We start from the raw sequence: 18,777 nt of genomic DNA, 5'->3' as shown, positions 1-18,777 counted from the left end.
CAGCCTGCGTCTGCATGGTTGTCGCAATTTGCTTCAGGGCTTCAACAAATTGCGGCGGAGTGAATGCAATCGGAAACAATGCGGGATACTGCTAGTGAAAATCGAGGCGGGGTTGCTGATCTCCCGAAGGGCTGACGGGGAGGTTCATGTTCGGAGGGTGGGTACAGTTCTTTTCGCCTGGATTCCACTGCTTTCGCTCGTGCCGTTCCTGGGCGTTATGGGCGCCAGCTCGGCCTACTTTGATGCGACCGAGGGTATCGGGATGATGGTTACGGCATCTTTCCTGGCGATGACCCTTCGCAGAGTGGCCCTATGCCCCCGCGTGGTGCTGCGGCCCGACGGCTATATCCAAGAGGTGACGCCGCTTTTGACCCGCATGGTCCACTGTGCGGAAATCAATTCAATTGAGAGTGCGGGTGGAGGTGTTCGCTTCCTGCTTGGTGATCGGGACTGGGAAGTATGGGCCTTCTCTCGGAGCCATCTGGGGCACCGCTCCGCAACGGCAGCGCGAAGGTTTATGCGCGGCTGGATGGAGTCTTGTGGATCCAAAGTCGGGGGAGGGGCGATCTCCGGAAAGCGTAGAATTTATTTCGGTTTTGCCGATTTGGTGATCGCCGTGTTCCCTTTCGCTGCGGCCTGGCTCGTGAGACTGCAGTAGTTATTGTCGGATCGGCTGTAGGGCTGAGCTGAGCGCGCTCGGCTCCTGACGGCAACTGCACCACAGGGAACCCCGTGGATCACCAATCCGCGGGGTTCTTCATCTTCCGCACGCTAAATCGATATGTGAGCCGAGGTGGGGGTGTATAAGCGCCTATGGTGGATACCCTTCAAGCACAAGAGGCTTCGGAGGGTGTCCAGTGTCTTGGTGTCTTGGTTTGTGACTCTTGTGTTGATGGGGCTTTCCGTCGGCGCCGGGGTGGAGGCCTCCGATGCATCGCGTCGGGATTCGTTCGCAGTGATGGCAGTATGTCTGGTAACGGTGGCCATCGTTCGCAGGATCATGGGGTCCCGCGTCGTTCTGTGTGCAGATTCAATCAGAATAGTGAACCCTGTTCTGACTTACAGGGTTCCGATTTCGCAGGTCACCCGGGTGGCTCTGGGTGCAAATGGCGGTATTGTTGTTTCGGTGCGCCAGATGGGAGACGTTGCGGTGACCGCTTTCGGGGGGTCCTTGATTGATCATTTCGTGGGCTCCGCGGAGAAGGCCGCCCGTGAAATCGAATCATTCGCGAGTGGATACCAGCGTGTCGATCCCGAAAATTCGGTCAGTAGATTTTTCACGATTTCCTGGGTCGCGGATGCGTGCATGGCTGCCGCCCTTGTCTGCCTGTCGCTGGCAGTCTTTGGTTGACCTGCTGAGGTTGAACTCGCGATAGCGGCCGGTCGTGCCGGCTCGTGATCCCCGCGGTATCGCGGCGGACCTGGACGCCTACATCTGGTTCGAGGACGAAGCGGGCCAGGGGCCGCCTGGCGGGACTACCGGGACCTGATCGTGCTCGCGCACCACCAGCTCGGCGCCCCGATCGTATGGGTGTGGGACAACCTGAATCCGGCCCGCCGCGGGATCTCCTTCCAGCGCACGAAAACCTGGAAGGAGTCCCCGGACCGGGCCGGTGAGTCCGGGCACCAGCCGAAGTCGCGTACCTGCCCCGCCCGTGTCTGCGTCGCGCGCAATTGACCCGCACGACGTTGCCCAGCGCCAGTCGCCCCTGTGCCCGGCCCGCCCATTTCCCCGCCGTGCGAACACGCAGCCGCATGCGAAGTCCAGCTGCGGCCGCGGTCTGATCGACGACCTGCTCGCCTGGATCACCCGCTTCCACGCGGAGGCCGGTGCCGACCGGATCACGGCGACCACGGACCGCGTGAACGCCCCCATGGCCGCCGCCTTCCACCGCGCCGGCTACGCGACGACCGAGATCCGCATCAACTTCGAGCCGGAGCCGGTGCCGCAGCCTTCTGCGTGATCCGGCTGCGCCGGTCCTGGACGAGCAGGCCGATGTAGACCAGGTCGAAGAGGGAGCAGAGCAGGCCCAGGCCGAGGATGAAGGGGGCGTCCTCGCGGACGCCGAAGAGGATGGTGGGCGCGAGGGTGCCGAGCCACTTGGACAGGGCGATGGTGAGGTTCTGCCCCCGGCTGCCGCCGCGGGCCGCGAACATGCCGATGAACAGCCCCGACATCAGCAGGTTCTGGAGGAAGGCCGCGTAGCGGCTCGCGTCGTGCGCGCCGAAGTGGGCGAAGAAGAGAGCCTGCACGGCGAAGGCGCTGCCGAAGAGGAGCACGCCCCAGGCGGCGTGGAGGGGCCGGGTCACGAAGCCCGGCAGTTCGCGCCGCCCGTAGGCGAAGTACGTGTAGACGATGGCGATGTCGGCCAGGGCCCAGACGATGTTCACGACCCCCTGGACGGAGATCCCCGTGCGCACGTCGTTGGCGGCGTAGATCACTTCCCACGCGAAGTTGAGGGCGAGGGCGGCTGCGGGCATGGCGTACGTGCGCTGCGCGAATCCGGTGCGGATGGCGGAGACGTACACGAGGGTCCAGGCCAGGCCGCTGACGGCCGTCAGGAAGAGATCCACGGCCGGACCCTACGTGGGAACTCCCGCGGCAGGAAGGGCGAGTTCGGCCCACACGGTCTTGCCGACGGTCAGGTCCGTGACCCCCCACCGGCCGGACAGCGCGTCCACGATGTGCAGGCCCCGGCCGAACCGGCGGTCGGTGCCGACGTGTTGAAGCTCGGGCCGGCGCTCGCCCTTCGGATCGGTGACGGCGATCCGGAGCGTCCGTCCGTCGAGCCCGAGCTCCACCCGGATGTAGCGGTCGCTGATGCTGCCGTGCAGCAGGGCGTTCGTGGTCAGCTCGCTGGTCACGAGGGCCGCGTCCGCGGCGGCCCCCGGATGCCCCCACGCGACGGCCAGCCAGGCGGCCCGCCGCCGAGCGGTGGTGACGGAGTCCAGCTGCGGGGGGTAGTTCGCCACGTCGTGGCGGGTGATGTCTACGAGCACGGTGCGCACCTTTCGCGTGCGGGGCGCCAGGGGGTGGCTCTGCCGCACCCGGGCAGGCGGGTGCGGTGCACTTCCGCCAATCGGCGCCGTGCGGTGGGTATTTGCCTCGTCACCGACGGTAGGGGTGCGCTGGATCGTTGCGCAAGTTGTTGCGGGGAAAATTCAACCCAGGTGGTATGCCAAACTGGCCGCGCAACCGAAAGGGGGGCAAGTGGCGGTGAACAAGGCCCTGATGGGCAACCGGGTGTCGACGGCGCTTGCTCGCAGACTCGGCGGCGAACTGCTGCGCCTGCGGGATGCAGCGGGCCTCACGCAGATCCAGGCTGCGCAGGCGCTGAGCGCGACGGGGGCCAAGGTCGCGAAGATGGAACACGGCTGGGTGCCGTTCCGCGACCCGGACGTCCGCGCGCTCTGCACGCTGTACGGCGTCACGGACGACGCAACCGTGGGCTGGCTACTCGACATGGCGCGCATCGACCGGGAGCGACGCAAGGTCAAGGGCTGGTGGAACGAGGTCTACGAGACCGGCCCGATGGTCGAGTACATGGGTTTGGAGGACGCTGCCACGCATGTGCGCGCGTGGCAGTTGGGCTTGATCCCCGGGCTCCTCCAGACCGCTGACTACGTGAGAGCGCTGCCGTTCAACGACGCCGGAGCCGGCGACAAGGCCCAGAGTGAAGTCATGGTCGGTGCGCGGCTCAGGCGCCAGGAACGCCTGCGGGCAGACGGGCCGCTGCACCTGCATGCGGTGCTGTCGGAAGCCGCGCTGTACCAGCAGGTCGGCGGCGCCGATGTCATGCGGGCGCAGATGAACCACCTGCTGGAGATGGCCCGGCTGCCCAACGTTGAGATTCAGGTGCTCCCCTTCCACGCAGGGGCCCATCCGGGCCTTGGCGGGGGATTCAGCCTGCTCTCGCTCGCAGGGCCTGACGGGCTCATCGACGTGGTCTACGCGGAGTCCTTCAGGAGCACGACGTGGGTCGACAGCGTCGAAGGGACCGCCCGCTACGAGGGGGCGTTCGCGGACCTTGTGGGACGTAGCCTTTCACCGCGCGAGTCCGGTGTTCTGATCGAAAAGGCGGGCAAGGGGGCCTAGCCATGTACGAGTTCACGAAGTCCAGCTACAGCCACAGCCAGGCCGGCGAGTGCGTCGAAGTCGCTCGCAACGTCCCCGGGGTCGTCGCCGTCCGCGACAGCAAGCGGGCCCATGACGGGGGCCCGGTCGTGACCGTCGGGCCGGGGGCCTGGGCCCGTTTCCTCGGTCAGTTCAGCAGCGACCACGCCTGATCCGGCGCGCCCGCGCAGTCCCGCTGGCGGACGGCCTCGTCCGGGGCCCCCGCCGTCAGGCACTTGTCGTTGTGCAGGGAGCGGATCTGCCACCGGTTGTCGGGGCTGCGCTCCAGGTACCACTTCTGGGTCGGGCCGCCGTGGCACGGCCACTGCTGCACCGGCGCGCCCTCGCCCTCGTTCCAGCCGGTCGCGTCCAGGCACTTCCCGCTGCCCGCGGCCACGACCTCGAACGTGTTCCGGTACGCCAGCCCGCCCTTGCCCTGCCGGAAGGCGAAGCGCTGCGCAGCGGCCCCGGCCCCGGTGCCGCCGTGCTCGCGTACGACCAGGCCCGCCCCGACCTTGTCGCCCGCCTCCGGCACCTCCAGGAACAGCCCCGCCCCGGCCCCGCTGCGGACCGCGAACCGGTCGAGGGTGCGGGTGAAGGGATCCCGCACGTACGCGCCGGGCTCCGCCCGGTCCCGCGTGGCCTCCCAGTGCATCGCCGCCTGCTCGTTCGCCGCGCGGGTGGACTCCCGTACGGACTGCCGTACGCAGACGGGGTCGGCCGGCACCGCCTCGCGCCGGACGAAGCCCGGGCGGCAGTGCGTCCCGTCGGGGGTGGTGTGCGCGGCGTTCTCCGCGTTCTGGAGCCGGGTCTGCTCGCGTACCTGCGGGGTGACGCAGACGTGGTCCTCCGGGAGGGCGACCCGCCAGACGTAGCCCGCCACGCAGGTGTCCGGCCCGTACGGGCCCGCGGCGGCCGCGGGAGCCGTGAAGCCCGCCAGCACGGCGGCGAGCGCGGCCGCCGGGAGTCTCCGGCGGATTCCGGATCCCGCCACGGATCCCGCCACGGATCCCGCCACGGATCCCGCCATGGATCCCGTCATGGCTCCCATCGTGCACCCGGCCGTACGGGCCCGCACGCGGGCCGTCCGGCCCGGACGGTCACTCCCAGGGCAGGTTCAGCCAGGGGCTCGCCGGGTCGGACATCAGCTCGCGGTGCGTGGCGAGGGCCGACGCGTACCACTTGCCGAACTGCTCCTCGTCGAAGTGCAGGCAGCGGCCGAGGATGTAGGCGGCGGAGAAGTCCTGCCAGGAGGAGTAGTGGGCCTTCACCAGGCGGCCCGCGCGCAGGACCGCCGACTCGGTCTCCGGGAGCGTGCAGTACCCGGCCGCCAGGCCCCAGCGGGCCATGCCCGAGGCGCGGCCGTAGTCCCAGGCCGCGGCGGTGCGCACGTACCCGTGCTCCGGCAGGAGGCCGTCCGCGCGGAACCGGGACTCGTAGCGGGCGATCCGGCCGATGAGCCGCTGCACGCCTGCGATCTGGCCGTCGATCTCGGCGGCGGCCCGCGGGCGGCCCTGGGTGACCCCGTCGGGTGTCAGGACGGGCTGGGCGGCCTCCTCGGCCCCCGCCCGGATGACGTGCGCGGCGGCCTCCCGCCAGTGGTCGAGCCCGACCGGACCGGCGAAGTCGCGGGCCATCTGGCGGCGCAGGCCGAGGACGAACTCCCAGACCCCGCTGACCATGTCCGCGTCGAGGAGGCGTTCCTGCGCGCTGAGCCAGTCCGCGCGGCCGGTGACCCCCCACCACTCCTTGAGGGTCTGCTTCTCCAGCTTGTAGCCGATGCCGTGGTAGGCGAGGGAGTTCCAGAAGCGGCCGTTGGTGACGGCGATGTGGGCCCCGCAGGCCAGGCCGAAGGCGACCGGGCCGTGGAGGGGGCCGCCGACGGCCAGGGTGTGCACGCGCCCGGCTTCGAGGCCGGTCTTCTCGACGCGGGCGGCGTGCTGCCGCCACAGGGCGCGGGCCGCGGGGCCGGTGGGCAGCACCCCCTCGCAGGGGCTGCCGGGGTTGACCACCAGCCAGGGAGGGTCCCCGTCGGCCCAGACCCGTGCGAACCAGTCCAGCTCGTACGCGCAGTAGACGGGGTCGGCCACGGGCGGCGGGAGCATCCCGGCGGTGTAGACGGCCAGGCAGCGGGAGCGGGTCTGCGGGTTCCAGTAGGGGTGGAACACGGAGGTGCGGGGTCGCTCGTCCACATCGGCGCGGCTCTGCATCATGAACAGGTCCGCGCCCGCGAGTACGTCGAAGTAGGCGGGCCAGTCGCCGCGCAGTTTCGCCTGGTACAGCGCCCGCTCGATGTGGCTGGGCGCCTGCCAGAGCGCCGCCGTCCCGTACGGGTTCGTCCCCACCTGCTCCATGGCGAGCAGCCTAGGCGCCTCCGGGAACGGCGAAGGGCCCGGGATGCCCCCGTGGCACCCCGGGCCCTTCGGTCCTGCGGCCGGACGGTCCGTCCGGGCCGGCCGGGCTCTGCGCCCGGGGCCGGTCCGGCGGATCCGGCGACCGGTCCTCCGCGGAGGATCAGTCCTCGACGTCCTTCAGCGGCTTCATCGGCATCCGGTACTGGGTACCGAAGGTCCAGTTCGCCAGCTTGATGGCGTCCGTGTAGCGGTTCTCGTCCCTCAGAAGGACGCCGATGACGGTCTTTCCGTTCCGCGTCACCGCGAAGACGAGGCACTTTCCGGCCGGGGTGTTGGTGCCGGTCTTGACGCCGACGGCACCCGGGTAGGCGTAGCCGGGCTCCGCGTCCGTCTTGGGACGGATGAGGAGGTTGGAGTTCTTCCAGGTGTACCAGCGGGGGCGGCCGTTGGTGGCGGTCGCGGTCGCCTTGGCGTACGGGTTCTTCACGATGGACGCGAAGGTGGTGTTCTTCAGCGCGGCCCGGGCGAGCTTGGCCAGATCGCGCGGGGTGGTCCAGTTGTTGTTCGTGGGCGAGTTGCCGTCGAACGAGTCGAACTTCGTGTTCGTCAGGCCGAGCGCCTTGGCCTTGGCGTTCATCTGGGCGATGAAGTTCGCCTTGCGGGCGGTGAAGCTGGTGCCCTTGCCGTAGGTGTCGGCCAGGGCGGCCGCCGCGTCGCAGCCGGAGGGCGCGAGCATCGCGTTCAGCATGCCCGCGGTCGTCAGCTTGTCGCCGACGAAGATGTGCGCGCTGCTGCCGTAGACCGAGGTCGTGTAGTTGACGTGGGTCTGGGTCAGCTGGATCTTGCGGTTCAGGTCCAGGCCCGGCGTCTGGAGGACCACGAGCGCAGTCATGATCTTCGTGGTGCTGGCCATCGGGCGCTTGGTGTCGGCGGCCTTGCTGAACAGCGTGGCGCCGGTCCCGCTGTTCATCATGAACGCGCCGGAGGCGGTCACGGTCGGAGCGGCGGCCTGAGCGGGCGAGGTCGCCAGCACCGTACCGGCCATGACGGCTCCGGCAGTGAACGTGACGGCCGCGGCTCGGCGTACACGCATGAGGCTGGATATCAAAAGACGTCCCCGAGATCGGTGACACCCCATTGGATTTCAGTGGGGTGAGGGACCGCCTGCGGTGCGGGCCCTTGAAAGGGAGACGCTCCGGCGTTCCGAAACGATGCAACGGGACCGTCATTCTTGACCGTTCCGCAACCTTTGCTGTCCGATCAGTCGCTTCTGTAGCGATTCGAGCGGCCCGAAGCGGAACCTCTGCAGCCACAGCCGGGAACTGACGGCCAGGATCACGCACACCGCCGCCCACAGCCCCATCACCCACCACGGGCCCTCGCCCGCGAACCGCTCGGCCAGCCCCAGCCCGATCCCGTAACAGGCGAGCATGCACAGGAGGTTCTGGAGCACGTAGCAGGAGAGCGCGGTCCGGCCCACCGAGGACAGGGCCGCCGTGACCGGCCCGGGACGGCGTACGCGGTCCAGGACCAGGCCGGTCAGGCCGATGTAGCCGATCGCCACCACGGGTGCGATCACGTAGCGGCCGAGGAGGAAGAAGTCGTCCCCGCCGGCCACCGCGGCCGCCCCCAGCGGCAGTCCGAGGCCCAGCCCCCAGCCCGCCATCCGGCCCCGGATCCGCCGGGCCCGCTCGTCGGATCCGAAGGCGCCCGCCCGGTAGAGCCGTACGCCCAGCAGGAAGAGGAACACCAGCAGGCCGAAGGAGAACACCGGCTCGATGCGCAGCGCGAGCGCGTTCTCCAGGCGGAAGCGGACCTGCTCGGGCCAGGAGCCGTGCGCGTACAGCGCCACGGCCTTCGGGCTCACCGGGCCGGGCCCGCCCTCGTCCCCGGTGGCCGCCAGCCCCACCGTGACCAGGGACATCAGCGCCGCGTGCAGGCCGCCCGCGAGCCACATCACCCGCCGCTGCACCCGCTCCGAGCGGGCCAGCAGCCAGGCCGCCAGCAGGGCGGTGACGGCATAGCCCATCAGCACGTCCCAGGCGAAGACCAGCAGGAAGTGCAGGGTGCCCTCGGCGAACAGGAACAGCGCCCGCCGCCGGTACGAGCCCGGCCACGCCTGTCCGCGGCGCCGGGCGGAGTCGTACTGGATGGCCAGGCCCACCCCGAACAGGACGGTCAGGAGGGACAGGAACTTCCCGTCCGCGAGGAAGCGGAACACGGTCTCGGCGGGGCCGGCGCCCTCGGTCGAGATCCCGTCCAGGACCCCCCACTCCGAGCCGGGTCCGGCGAAGATCCACACGTTGGTCATGAGGGTGCCGAGGATGGCCGCACCCCGGAGCACGTCGAGCAGCGGGAGCCGGCCGCGGGTCGTCGCGCCGGGGAGGGCGGGAGCGGGGGCCGTGGCGGCCGCCCGGAGGGAGTTCGACATGCCTCAAGGCTCCCGGCGGGGCGGGCCGCGGTCGTCGTGCCGGTGGAGGAAAGCGGCGTACACACTTCGATGCAATCGGGCCCCGGCGGGCTCCTCCGGGGGCGGCCGCCGCCGTCGGCTGTCGGCTGCCGGCTGTCGGCTGCCGTCCGCTGTCGGCCGCGCTGTCCGCTGCCGCTGCCGCTGTCCGCTGCTGCCGTCCGCCGTCGGCCGCCGTCCGCATCGTGGGCGCTCCGGTGGCCGGCGGGGCTGTTGTATCTAAGCTGTGCGCATGCCGCCAGCCCCCGCCCCCGCCGCTGCCGCTGCGCCCGCCTCTGCGTCCGGGTCCGCCCCCGCAGAGCCGCTCGCCAAGCAGCCGCCCGCCGCCGACCGCGTCTACCGGCACGTCAAGCAGGCGGTGCTCGACCGCACCTTCGAGGGCGGCAGCCTGCTCACCGAGGGCGAGGTGGCCGAGGCCGTCGGAGTCTCCCGGACCCCGGTCCGCGAGGCCCTGCTCCGGCTGGAGACCGAGGGGCTGCTCCGGCTCTACCCCAAGAAGGGGGCCCTGGTCCTGCCGGTCTCCGCCCAGGAGATCGCCGACGTGGTCGAGACCCGGCGGCTGGTCGAGGAGCACACCGCCCGCCGCGCCGTCCCGGCCGCCCCCGCCCTCCTCGAACGGCTCGAAGCCCTGCTCCGCAGCCAGGAGGCCCACGCCCGGGCGGGGGACCTCGCCGCCTTCGCCGAGGACGACCGCCGCTTCCACGCCGAGATCGTGCGCAGCGCCGGGAACGAGATCCTCTCCCGCCTCTACGACCAGCTCCGCGACCGGCAGCTGCGCATGGGGGTGGCCGTCATGCACGTCCACCCGGACCGGGTGCACCGGAACCTGGCCGAGCACACCGAGATATCCGAGGCCCTGCGCGCCGGGGAGGCCGACCGGGCCGCCGCGGCCGTACTCGCCCACCTGAGCCGGGTCGAGGTCCTGGTCCGCGGCGGTGAGGCCCGGTGAGCGGCGCCGCCGCCGGGTCCCCGGCCGCGGGGGGCGGGTCCGCGGCGGGCGCATCGGACGGGGGCGGGTCCGCGGGAGGCCCCGCCGCCGTCCCCCCTGAGCCGCCCGGCGGCCGCCGGGCCGTCGCCGTCTGGTCCATCGGGGTCGCCGTCTACTTCGTCGCGGTCGTCTTCCGCACCAGCCTCGGCGTGGCCGGACTCGACGCCGCCGACCGCTTCCACGTCAACGCCTCCGCCCTGGCCACCTTCTCCCTGGTCCAGCTGGTGCTCTACGCGGGCATGCAGATACCCGTCGGCCTGATGATCGACCGGCTCGGCCCCCGCAAGGTGCTGATCCTCGGCACCGTCCTGTTCACCGCCGGACAGCTCGGCTTCGCGCTCTCCCCCTCGTACGGGATGGCCCTCGCCGCCCGGGCCCTGCTCGGCTGCGGGGACGCCATGACCTTCATCTCCGTACTGCGCCTGGGCACCCGCTGGTTCCCGCCGCGCCGCGCCCCGCTGATGGCCCAGCTCGCCGGACTGGTCGGGATGGCCGGGAACCTGGTCTCCACCCTCGTCCTCGCCCCCGTGCTGCACGGGGTGGGCTGGGTGCCCGCCTTCGCCGGCAGCTGCCTCGCCGGGATCGCCGTCCTGGTCCCGCTCGTGCTCTTCCTGCGCGACCACCCCGAGGGCCACGAGCCCGAGCCCGCCGCCCGGGCCGGGCTGGGCTTCGTACGGGCGCAGATCGCCGAGTCCTGGCGGGAGCCCGGCACCCGGCTCGGGCTGTGGGTGCACTTCACCACCCAGTTCCCCGCGATGTTCTTCCTGCTCCTGTGGGGGATGCCCTTCCTGGTGGAGGCCCAGGGGCTGTCCCGCTCCACCGCCGGGGCCCTGCTGACGCTGGTGGTCGCCTCGAACATGGTGCTCGGGCTGGTCTACGGGCAGCTCATCGGCCGCCGGCAGGGCGCGCGGATCCCGCTCGCCCTCGGCACGGTCGGCGTGACCGCACTGCTGTGGGGCGCCACCCTCGCCTATCCCGGCGCGCACGCCCCGATGTGGCTGCTGGTCGTCCTGTGCACGGTGCTCGGGGGCTGCGGCCCCGCCTCGATGATCGGCTTCGACTTCGCGCGGCCCGCGAACCCGGCCGCCCGGCAGGGCACCGCCTCCGGGATCACGAACATGGGCGGCTTCCTCGCCTCCATGACCACCCTGCTGGCCGTCGGCGTCCTGCTCGACGCCACCGGGGACGACTACCGGACCGCGTTCTGCTCGGTCTTCGTCCTGGAGGCACTGGGAACCGCCCAGATCCTGCGGCTGCGCCCGCCCGCCCTGCGCCGCGAACGCGAGCGGGCCGCGGCCGCCGCGGCCGGTGCTCAGGGAGTGATCGCGAACTCCCGCAGGATCGCCTCGGCCAGCTCCTGATCGCCCTCGACCTTGAGCGCCCCGCCCGCGGCCTGCGGGCGGATCCGGCCCGCGGCCAGCCTGAAGTACGTCTCCCAGTCCGTCGCCAGGGTCACCGCAGGGCCCAGCGAGGGGGTGCCGTCGATGCTGCCGCGGCCCTCGGCGTCCACCCGTATCGTCCGCAGGAACTCCAGCGGCCCGTGCACGTCGAGGACCACCGCCGTGCCGGCCGGGGCGCCCGCCTTCTTCGCGACCACCTTCGGCAGCGCGGCCAGCATCAGGTCGCGGGTGATGTGCGCGCCGGGGGAGTCCAGGTTCCCGGGGACGCCGAGCGCGGTGCGCAGGTCCTGCTCGTGGATCCACACGTCGAAGGCGCGCAGCCGCAGCGCGTGCGTCAGGGGGACCTGCTCGCCGAACGGGCCGCGTCCGGTGGCCGTCTCCGCGTCCCGCTTGTCGTTGCGCAGCTGGCGGGAGCGCCGGATCACCGTGTACTCCAGCTCCGAGGTGATCTCCAGCGCGGTGTGGTGGCGGCGGGCGTCCACCGGCACCTCCATGTACCGGCTCGCCTCGTCCACCACGTGCCGCAGGTCGCGCGGCAGGGAGTGGATCGGCCGCGGGTCGCCCAGCTGCTCGGTCTCCAGGCCGATGATGTGCGAGACCACGTCGCGCACGGACCAGCCGGGGCAGGGGGTGGGACGGTTCCAGTCGGCATCCGGCAGCGCGGCGATCAGTTCGGATATCGCCTCGATGGAGTGGGTCCAGGCGTCGACGTAGGGCTGGATGGCGGGATGGACGGTCACGGAACCCCTCGTGCTGCTGATCAGTGGCGACTTGAGCTCGTAGCGGGATGGCGGGATGGCGGGATGAGCGGAACGGGCGGGCGGCTGGATGCTGGCAGATGGCGGGATGGGAGGCTTGATTCCCAAATTTACGCTGCTGGGGGGCACCCCGGCAGTGCTTTCGTGTGACGATCGTAGGCCCCGAGTTGACGGCTTCCGGGCCAGGAGGGTGGTACTGTGCGCGCTTCGCTCATCCAAATCGCAGTGAACGAGGGCGAGTCGGTGGAATCCCGCCGGGTCCGGGCCGCGGACCTGGTCCGCGCCCAGAGCGGCGCGGACCTCGTGCTGCTGCCCGAGCTGTGGCCCGTGGGCGCCTTCAACTACGAGGAGTTCGGCGCCGCCGCGGAGGAGCTCGAAGGGCCCACCCACGAGGCCATGGCGAAGGCCGCGCGGGACGCCGGGGTCTGGCTGCACGCCGGCTCCATCGTGGAGCGCGACGCGGCCGGGACGATGTACAACACCACCCTGGTCTTCGCCCCGGACGGCAGCCTCGCCACCTCCTACCGCAAGATCCACCGCTTCGGCTTCGACGAGGGCGAGGCCGTGATGATGGGCCGCGGGGACGAGCTGCGCACCGTCGAGGTGCCCGGCGGCGGGGAAGGCGGCCCGTCCTTCGTCCTCGGCCTGTCCACCTGCTACGACCTGCGCTTCCCCGAGCTGTACCGGGGCCTCGTGGACGCAGGGGCCACCGCGCTCGTGGTCTCCGCCGGCTGGCCGGCCCGCCGCCGCTCCCACTGGACCCTGCTGGCGCAGGCCCGCGCCGTCGAGAACCAGTCGTACGTCCTCGCCGTCGCGGAGGCCGGCACGCACGCCGGGGTGGAGATGGCCGGGCACAGCATCGTCGTCGACCCGTGGGGCGAGGTGCTCGCCGAGGCCGGGCCGGGCGAGGAGGTCCTGACCGCCGAACTCGACCCGGGCAAGGTGGCCCTGACGCGGGAGCAGTTCCCGGCGCTCAAGGACCGGCTGCTCGGCCTGGCGGTCCCGCCCGGCCGCCGCTGACCGCACGAGGAGCGTCCGCACGCGGCGTCCGCACGCGGTGCCCGTACGCCTCGGCCCGAGCCGAGTGCCCCCGCGCGCGCCCGGATCCTGAAACGGGCGCGCGACGGGGCCCCGCGCCCCCCAGAATCAAGCCAAGTAGCCGTCTGCCGCTCGGGGGGAGCACATGGCCGTACCGCAGTCCGCCGTCGAGGACGAACGCAGGGTCAGCACGCTGGAGCTGTTCTTCGACCTCGTCTTCGTCTTCATCATCACCCAGCTGACCGTGCTCTTCGCGAGCAGCTTCAGCGCCGCCGCCTTCGCCCAGATCGTGCTGATCTTCACGGTCCTCTTCTGGATGTACGGCGGCTACGCCCACCTCACCAACCAGGTGCCGCCGGACCGCCCGGCCCGCCGCGTCCTGCTCATCCTCGCCATGGGCGGCTTCCTCGTCTGCGCCCTGGCCGTGCCCACCGCCTTCGGCAGCGGCGGGACCGCCTTCGGCCTCGGCTACCTGCTGGTCACCCTGGTCCACGGGGCCCTCTACACCGAGGCGCACGGGCGCAGCGTCATCTGGTTCGCCGTCCCCAACACCCTGTGCGCCCTGGCCGTGCTCGCCGCCGGGTCCTTCGACGGGGCGGCCGCCTGGGCGCTGTGGCTGCTGGCGCTGGTCCTCCAGTTCTCCACCCAGTGGCTCGTCCGGATCGCGTCCGCGGCCGGGCCGGAGACCGCCGAGGACACGGTCGGCGACCAGCTCGGCGGGATGAGCCCGGCGCACCTCGTGGAGCGGCACGGGCTGCTGCTGATCATCGTGTTCGGCGAGTCGGTCATCGCCATCGGCATCGGGGTGCAGGACCTGCCGCTGTCCCACGGCCTGTTCGGCGGGGCCTTCCTCGCCCTGGGCGTGGCCGCCGCCCTGTGGTGGATGTACTTCGTGCACGACGAGGGACGGGCCGAGGAGTCCTTGGCCGCGGCGTCCGGAAACCGCCGTTTCAAGCTGTCGATGCTCGCCTACTACTACTTCTTCCTGCCCATGCTGCTCGGCATCGCCGTGTTCGCGGCCGGGGTGAAGAAGGCCATCGGCCACCTCGGCGACCACCTGCACACGGGCCCCGCCGCGGCCCTGGCCGGGGGCGTCGCCCTCTACCTGGCCGGGGACATCGCCTTCCGCCGGGTCCTGGCCATCGGACCGGTCGGCTACCGCGCCGCCGCCCTCGTGGGGGCCGCGGCCACCGCGGCGGCGGGCCTGGAGCTGAACGGGGCGGCGCAGCTGACCGCCCTCGTGCTGGTCCTGGTCGCCGCCCTGGCCGCCGAGGCCCGGCGGTCCCCGGGGGAGCGCGGGGAGCCCGGGGCGCCGAGCGGGCCGGCAGCCCCGGCCGGGACCGGGGCCGGGACCCCCTGACGCTCAGTCCCCGCCGGGGCCGGCGGACTTCTCCATCATGCGGATCACGCACACCGCCACCGCGATCAGCAGGGCCGGATCGGCGTCCTCGCGGACCACGTTCACCGCGTACGTCTCGCGCAGCTCGAACCACTTGCGCGAGACGTGGGCCAGCAGCTCGCCCTCGTACTCGACGACGAACTCCCGGTCCAGGATGCGGCCGCTGACGTCGAGTTCGGTCCCGTCCACCAGCGAGACGAGGAAGTGGTTGCGCAGCAGCGACAGGCGTTTGCGGCGGATGACGGCCAGCTTGCGGCCGTCGTGCTCCAGGGTCATCGCGTCGCGGAAGCCCAGCAGCCGCTCCTTGAGGGTGACGAGGATCCGGCCGTCGGGGTCCTTCAGCTCGAACGTGTCCCGCAGCCGCAGGGCCTTCCCGTCCACGAGGAAGGCGTACCGGCCGTCCTCGTCCTCGATCCGGTAGTCGTCGCCGAGGGCGAGCAGCTTGTCCCGTACCAGGTATTTCATACCGAGATCGTTTCCCGGGATAGCGTGGGCCCATGTCACGGAACGCGTCCCCGCACCGCCCCCGGCTCCTCTACGTCACCGACCTCGCCTACCCGGCCAGGGGCCGCCGGTACTGCGACGAGGACATATCCCTGACCGCCCGCCTGCGCACCGACTTCGACCTCGCGCTGTGCCACCCGCTGGACGCCGCCGCGCTCATGGACGGCTTCGACGCGGTCGTGGTGCGCAACAGCGGGCCGGTCCTGCACTACCGGGAGGCGTACGAGGCCTTCCGAACCGCGGCCCTGGCCCGCGGCACCCGCGTCTACAACCCGCTGACCGGCCGCGCCGACCAGAGCGGCAAGCAGTACCTGCTCGACCTGACGGCCGAGAGCCTGCCCGTCATCCCCACCGTGGACCGCGCCGAGGACGTGCACCGGCTGCCCGCCGCCGCCGAGTACGCCGTCAAGCCGAAGCAGGGCGCGGACTCGGTCGGCCTGGTCTTCACCGCCGAGCCGTCCGGCCCGGCCGGGGAGATCCTGATCCAGCCCCGCGTGGACTTCGCGTACGAGGTCTCGTTCTACTTCGTGGACCGGGACTTCCAGTACGCCCTGTACGCGCCCGACCCGGACCGCCGCTGGGCCCTGGAGCCGTACCGCCCCACCTCCGCCGACCTGGACTTCGCCCGCCGCTTCGTCGACTGGAACACCCTCTCCCACGGCATCCAGCGCGTGGACGCCTGCCGCGCGAAGGCCACGGGCGACCTCCTCCTGGTCGAACTGGAGGACCTCAACCCGTACCTCTCCCTGGACCTGCTCCCGGACCGCACCCGGGAGTCCTTCGTCGCGGCGCTGAAGGACTCCCTGCACGCCTTCCTGTCCTCCTGAGGACCGGGGGCCGGCTGCGGCCGCGGAGGGTCTCAGCCCACGAAGCGGGGCGACCAGGTCGAGGCCGCGGACGCCTTGGCGAGGAACACCCCCGCGCCGTTGGCACCGCTGTTGCCCTCGACCACCAGCGCCCGGCCGTCGGCGTTCTTGATCTTCCCCTCGTGGAAGATCCACTGCTGGGTCGAGCCGCCGTGGCAGGTGTACTGGATGACCCGGCCGTCGCCGTTCGGCCGGAAGTCCAGGCACTTGCCCGTGGCCCGGTTCACCATCAGCACGTACCCGTCGCGCTCGCTCGCGCGCAGGTACCACTGCTGGGTGGCGGCCCCGAGGTAGTCCCACTGGCTGACGAAGGCCCCGTCGTTCGGATCTGCGCCGGCGATCTGCATGCTGCGACCGCTCTTGTCGTTGACGATCTGGTACGAGGCGCCCGTGTTGGGGGTGTACCGGGTCTTCCAGCCCTGCCGGTCGGTGGGCACGCGCACGGTCTGCCGCCCGGTGCGCACCTCGCACTCGTACCAGTAGACCGCCGCCCCGCCGGGGAACGAGACGTGCGGGATGGTCTTGTACTCCTCGATGTCGGCGTCGAGCTCGTAGACGTCCACCCCGTAGTCCCCGTACAGCGTGGCCATGCCCGGCACTTCCTTGATCACCTTGGTGGAGGCGCCGGTCGCGGTGGCGACCGCGTAGTCGATCTTGAAGGTCAGGCCCAGGCGGGAAGCGGCCTCGAACACCTTGCCGGGGTCGAAGCCGCCGCCGACCGTGGTGGTGACGGTCCGGGACGTGGTGGCCTCCCAGTGGATGGTGTCCGCGGACTTGGTGTGGTTCGTGTGCGTGCGCTGCTGCGCCACGTCCTGCGTCACCCGGGTGCCGTAGTGGTGCGTGATGTTCGTGCCTTCCCAGGTGCAGGCGCCGGGCCGGGTGTCCACCCTGGTCTCCCCGCGGACCTCGGCACCCTCCCCGGCCGTGCCGGCCGCGGAGGCGGGGCCGGCCGCGGCGGTGGCCGGCGTGGGGGCGGCCAGCACGCCGGCGGCCAGGGAGGCGGCCGCGGTGGTGAGGGCGAGGTGCATCCGGGTGTTCCGTCGTCGCATGGGGGTGTCCCGTCTGTTCGGTTTCGTACGGCGCGTGGGCACGAGGAGCCGCAGGACCGGGGCGCGGGGCGCGGGGCCGTACGGGCTCCTCGAACGGGACTACTCCCGGCGCCCGCCGCGGGGTTGCCCACCGGGACCCGCTTTCCACCCGCGGAAAACAGGTCCGCCGGCCGGGCAACCCCGCGGCGGGCGACCGGAGTATCACCTGACGAGGGCGTGTGGCCCGGCCTGATCCATGTGAGGGGAGTCCTGTGTTCCTGACCGACGCGGTCGCCGTGAGGCGGCCCGCCCGTCCGGCCCGGCCGGCGGCCCCCGCCGTGCCCGGGGCCGCCGCGTCGGGAGCCGAAGGACCCTGCGATTTCGACGAGTTCGCCACCGCCCGCTGGGACCGGCTGGTGCGGATCGCCTTCCTCCTCACCGGCGACTTCCACGAGGCGGAGGACCTCGTGCAGACCACGCTGATCAAGGTCCACGGCCGGTGGCCGCGGCTGCGTGCGGAGACACTGGACGCCTATGTGCGCCGGGCCCTGGTGAACAACCACCGCAGCCGCCTGCGGCGGCGGGCCATCACCCAGCTGCTGGTGCCCCACGTGCCCGAGGACGCCGCGACCGCGCCGACCGGCCGGGCGGTCGAGGAACAGGACGCCATGCTGCGGCTCCTGGCCACCCTGGCCCCGCGCCAGCGCGCCGTGCTGGTCCTGCGCTTCTGGGAGGATCTGACCGAGGAGCAGACCGCCCGGGTGCTCGACTGCTCCGTCGGAACCGTCAAGAGCCAGGCGTCCAAGGCCCTGGGGAAGCTCCGGGGCAGCCCCCTGCTCCCGGTGCTGTTCCGGACCGCCGGGGGCACGAGGAAAGCGGGGGTGGACCATGAGGCCTGACCACGGACACCCGCCCGGCGGTCCGGGCGAGCCGGCCGAGGGGGCGCAGCGGCTGCACGGCCCGCACGGCCCGCACGCGCACGGCGACGTGCGGGAGCTCGCGGACTCCGACGTGGGCCAGGTCCTCGCCGCCGTCGCGCAGCTGCCGCAGCCGTCCCCCGTCCCGCTCGACCTGATCCGGCGCGGGTCCGCCGAGCGCAAGCGGCGCCGGGCCGTCCTGCGCGCCGGCGCGAGCGGGCTGCTGCTGGCCGCGGCCCTCGGGGTCCTGGCCCTCCGCCCCCTTCTGCCCGGCGGACCGGCGGCGGGCGGAGGCGCGGCCCCCGCACCGCCGGCGGCCCTGCCGTCGCCCGGAGGCACCGTCGTCGGCAGCGGGTGGGCGGACGGTCTGCGCTGGTCCCTCCTCGCACGGTCGGGCAGCGGTGCGGCAGCGGACCCCGCCTCCGGTCCGGGCTGCCGGATGAGGCTCCTCGTGCAGGCGGCCGACCCTCCCCGGGGCCGTGAGGGGCGGGGCGCACCGGCCCGGCCGGACGCCGGGGGGCCGTGGTTCCCCTGCCCCGAGCCGCCCGACCCCCGGCTGAGCTCCGACTTCGGCGACGGCGGGCGGTGGGGCACGCTGCTGAGCGCGCGGGAGACCGGTGTCCCCGGCCTCACGGTATGGCTGGGCAACCCCGGGCCGACCGCCCGGGCCGGCCGGCTCCTCTTCGAGGACGGCACCCTGCTCACGGCGCAGATCGGCCACGTGCCCGAGGCCGGGCGCCGGACGTATGCGCTCGCCTGGGACCCGGGGAGGCACCGGCTCGCGGCCTACCGCGAAACGGACGCCGAGGGCCGCACCGTCTCCCGGTTCGAGGTCTGGGGCGCGAAGCAGCCGCCCGCCGCCGACGAACCCGGCCGCTGAGCGGCCCGGCCCCCCGCCCGCCGCCGGTCACAGTGCGTTCACACGGGGATGGCAAGCTTGAAGG

At 72.0% G+C, this 18,777-nt stretch carries 21 protein-coding genes and 1 pseudogene; 13 read left to right on the top strand and 9 right to left on the bottom strand.

Going from position 1 to position 18,777, the window contains the following annotated elements; translation table 11 throughout:
- Positions 1–157 precede the first annotated feature (157 nt).
- From ACZ407_RS05570 to ACZ407_RS05555, 4 genes and pseudogenes are all read left to right on the top strand, one after another.
- The gene (locus tag ACZ407_RS05570; protein ID WP_468125730.1) at positions 158–658 is read left to right on the top strand and encodes a hypothetical protein; all 501 of its coding nucleotides are present in this window, start codon (positions 158–160) and stop codon (positions 656–658) included.
- A 234-nt stretch (positions 659–892) separates the two neighbouring features.
- The gene (locus ACZ407_RS05565; protein ID WP_468125729.1) at positions 893–1,351 is read left to right on the top strand and encodes a hypothetical protein; all 459 of its coding nucleotides are present in this window, start codon (positions 893–895) and stop codon (positions 1,349–1,351) included.
- Positions 1,352–1,426: 75 nt separating this feature from the next.
- Positions 1,427–1,549, top strand: a pseudogene (locus tag ACZ407_RS05560) (IS630 family transposase); the annotation flags it as partial.
- Positions 1,550–1,655: 106 nt separating this feature from the next.
- Positions 1,656–1,964, top strand: a complete 309-nt coding sequence (locus ACZ407_RS05555) for an N-acetyltransferase (protein WP_468125728.1) — start codon at positions 1,656–1,658, stop codon at positions 1,962–1,964.
- Here ACZ407_RS05555 and ACZ407_RS05550 read toward each other — a convergent pair.
- Positions 1,924–2,574, bottom strand: a complete 651-nt coding sequence (locus ACZ407_RS05550; protein WP_468125727.1) for a transmembrane-type terpene cyclase — start codon at positions 2,572–2,574, stop codon at positions 1,924–1,926. The genes ACZ407_RS05555 and ACZ407_RS05550 overlap by 41 nt on opposite strands.
- Positions 2,575–2,583: 9 nt before the next feature.
- Positions 2,584–3,000: an ATP-binding protein gene (locus tag ACZ407_RS05545; protein ID WP_468125726.1), complete on the bottom strand. Its 417-nt coding sequence runs from the start codon at positions 2,998–3,000 to the stop codon at positions 2,584–2,586.
- 211 nt (positions 3,001–3,211) lie between these two features.
- Between ACZ407_RS05545 and ACZ407_RS05540 the strand changes: the two genes are divergently transcribed.
- Positions 3,212–4,096, top strand: coding sequence for a helix-turn-helix domain-containing protein (locus ACZ407_RS05540; protein ID WP_468125724.1), 885 nt, complete (start codon positions 3,212–3,214; stop codon positions 4,094–4,096).
- 2 nt (positions 4,097–4,098) lie between these two features.
- Complete coding sequence (locus ACZ407_RS05535) at positions 4,099–4,287, top strand: DUF397 domain-containing protein (protein WP_468125723.1); 189 nt, start codon at positions 4,099–4,101, stop codon at positions 4,285–4,287.
- Here ACZ407_RS05535 and ACZ407_RS05530 read toward each other — a convergent pair.
- From ACZ407_RS05530 to ACZ407_RS05515, 4 genes are all read right to left on the bottom strand, one after another.
- A complete protein-coding gene (locus ACZ407_RS05530) occupies positions 4,263–5,156 on the bottom strand; it encodes an RICIN domain-containing protein (RefSeq protein ID WP_468125722.1) in 894 nt (297 codons plus the stop codon). The two genes, ACZ407_RS05535 and ACZ407_RS05530, sit on opposite strands and share 25 nt — an antisense overlap.
- Before the next feature lie 58 nt (positions 5,157–5,214).
- Entirely contained in the window at positions 5,215–6,468 is a 1,254-nt protein-coding gene (locus ACZ407_RS05525) for a DUF1266 domain-containing protein (protein WP_468125721.1), read from the bottom strand.
- A 160-nt stretch (positions 6,469–6,628) separates the two neighbouring features.
- Positions 6,629–7,561 (bottom strand): D-alanyl-D-alanine carboxypeptidase family protein, encoded by a 933-nt coding sequence (locus ACZ407_RS05520; protein WP_468125720.1) that lies wholly within the window; start codon positions 7,559–7,561, stop codon positions 6,629–6,631.
- A 132-nt stretch (positions 7,562–7,693) separates the two neighbouring features.
- Complete coding sequence (locus ACZ407_RS05515) at positions 7,694–8,899, bottom strand: DUF418 domain-containing protein (protein ID WP_468125719.1); 1,206 nt, start codon at positions 8,897–8,899, stop codon at positions 7,694–7,696.
- A gap of 268 nt (positions 8,900–9,167) precedes the next feature.
- On the opposite strand from ACZ407_RS05515, the gene ACZ407_RS05510 reads away from it, so the two are divergent.
- Complete coding sequence (locus ACZ407_RS05510) at positions 9,168–9,884, top strand: GntR family transcriptional regulator (RefSeq protein WP_468125717.1); 717 nt, start codon at positions 9,168–9,170, stop codon at positions 9,882–9,884.
- A gap of 137 nt (positions 9,885–10,021) precedes the next feature.
- A complete protein-coding gene (locus tag ACZ407_RS05505) occupies positions 10,022–11,284 on the top strand; it encodes an MFS transporter (RefSeq protein ID WP_468126056.1) in 1,263 nt (420 codons plus the stop codon).
- Here the strand turns inward: ACZ407_RS05505 and ACZ407_RS05500 are convergent.
- Positions 11,236–12,063 carry a maleylpyruvate isomerase family mycothiol-dependent enzyme gene (locus ACZ407_RS05500; RefSeq protein ID WP_468125715.1) on the bottom strand — a complete coding sequence of 276 codons (828 nt, stop codon included), beginning with the start codon at positions 12,061–12,063 and terminating at the stop codon, positions 11,236–11,238. The two genes, ACZ407_RS05505 and ACZ407_RS05500, sit on opposite strands and share 49 nt — an antisense overlap.
- 216 nt (positions 12,064–12,279) lie before the next feature.
- On the opposite strand from ACZ407_RS05500, the gene ACZ407_RS05495 reads away from it, so the two are divergent.
- Positions 12,280–13,101: a carbon-nitrogen family hydrolase gene (locus ACZ407_RS05495; protein ID WP_468125713.1), complete on the top strand. Its 822-nt coding sequence runs from the start codon at positions 12,280–12,282 to the stop codon at positions 13,099–13,101.
- 163 nt (positions 13,102–13,264) lie between these two features.
- A complete protein-coding gene (locus tag ACZ407_RS05490; protein WP_468125711.1) occupies positions 13,265–14,479 on the top strand; it encodes a low temperature requirement protein A in 1,215 nt (404 codons plus the stop codon).
- Positions 14,480–14,482: 3 nt separating this feature from the next.
- Here ACZ407_RS05490 and ACZ407_RS05485 read toward each other — a convergent pair whose 3' ends face one another.
- Positions 14,483–14,983 (bottom strand): LURP-one-related/scramblase family protein, encoded by a 501-nt coding sequence (locus ACZ407_RS05485; RefSeq protein WP_468125710.1) that lies wholly within the window; start codon positions 14,981–14,983, stop codon positions 14,483–14,485.
- 32 nt (positions 14,984–15,015) lie between these two features.
- On the opposite strand from ACZ407_RS05485, the gene ACZ407_RS05480 reads away from it, so the two are divergent.
- Positions 15,016–15,849: an ATP-grasp domain-containing protein gene (locus ACZ407_RS05480; protein ID WP_468125709.1), complete on the top strand. Its 834-nt coding sequence runs from the start codon at positions 15,016–15,018 to the stop codon at positions 15,847–15,849.
- 32 nt (positions 15,850–15,881) lie between these two features.
- Here ACZ407_RS05480 and ACZ407_RS05475 read toward each other — a convergent pair whose 3' ends face one another.
- Positions 15,882–16,937: an RICIN domain-containing protein gene (locus ACZ407_RS05475; protein ID WP_468125708.1), complete on the bottom strand. Its 1,056-nt coding sequence runs from the start codon at positions 16,935–16,937 to the stop codon at positions 15,882–15,884.
- Positions 16,938–17,188: 251 nt separating this feature from the next.
- On the opposite strand from ACZ407_RS05475, the gene ACZ407_RS05470 reads away from it, so the two are divergent.
- Positions 17,189–17,815 carry a SigE family RNA polymerase sigma factor gene (locus ACZ407_RS05470; protein WP_468125707.1) on the top strand — a complete coding sequence of 209 codons (627 nt, stop codon included), beginning with the start codon at positions 17,189–17,191 and terminating at the stop codon, positions 17,813–17,815.
- Positions 17,805–18,713: a hypothetical protein gene (locus tag ACZ407_RS05465; RefSeq protein WP_468125706.1), complete on the top strand. Its 909-nt coding sequence runs from the start codon at positions 17,805–17,807 to the stop codon at positions 18,711–18,713. The genes ACZ407_RS05470 and ACZ407_RS05465 overlap by 11 nt, the downstream gene beginning before the upstream one ends.
- Positions 18,714–18,777: the final 64 nt, after the last annotated feature.

This window comes from Streptomyces sp. NPDC030809 (assembly GCF_055572195.1).
Note: the sequence above shows the minus strand (reverse complement) of the source record. Positions and strands in the feature narration are given on the sequence as shown.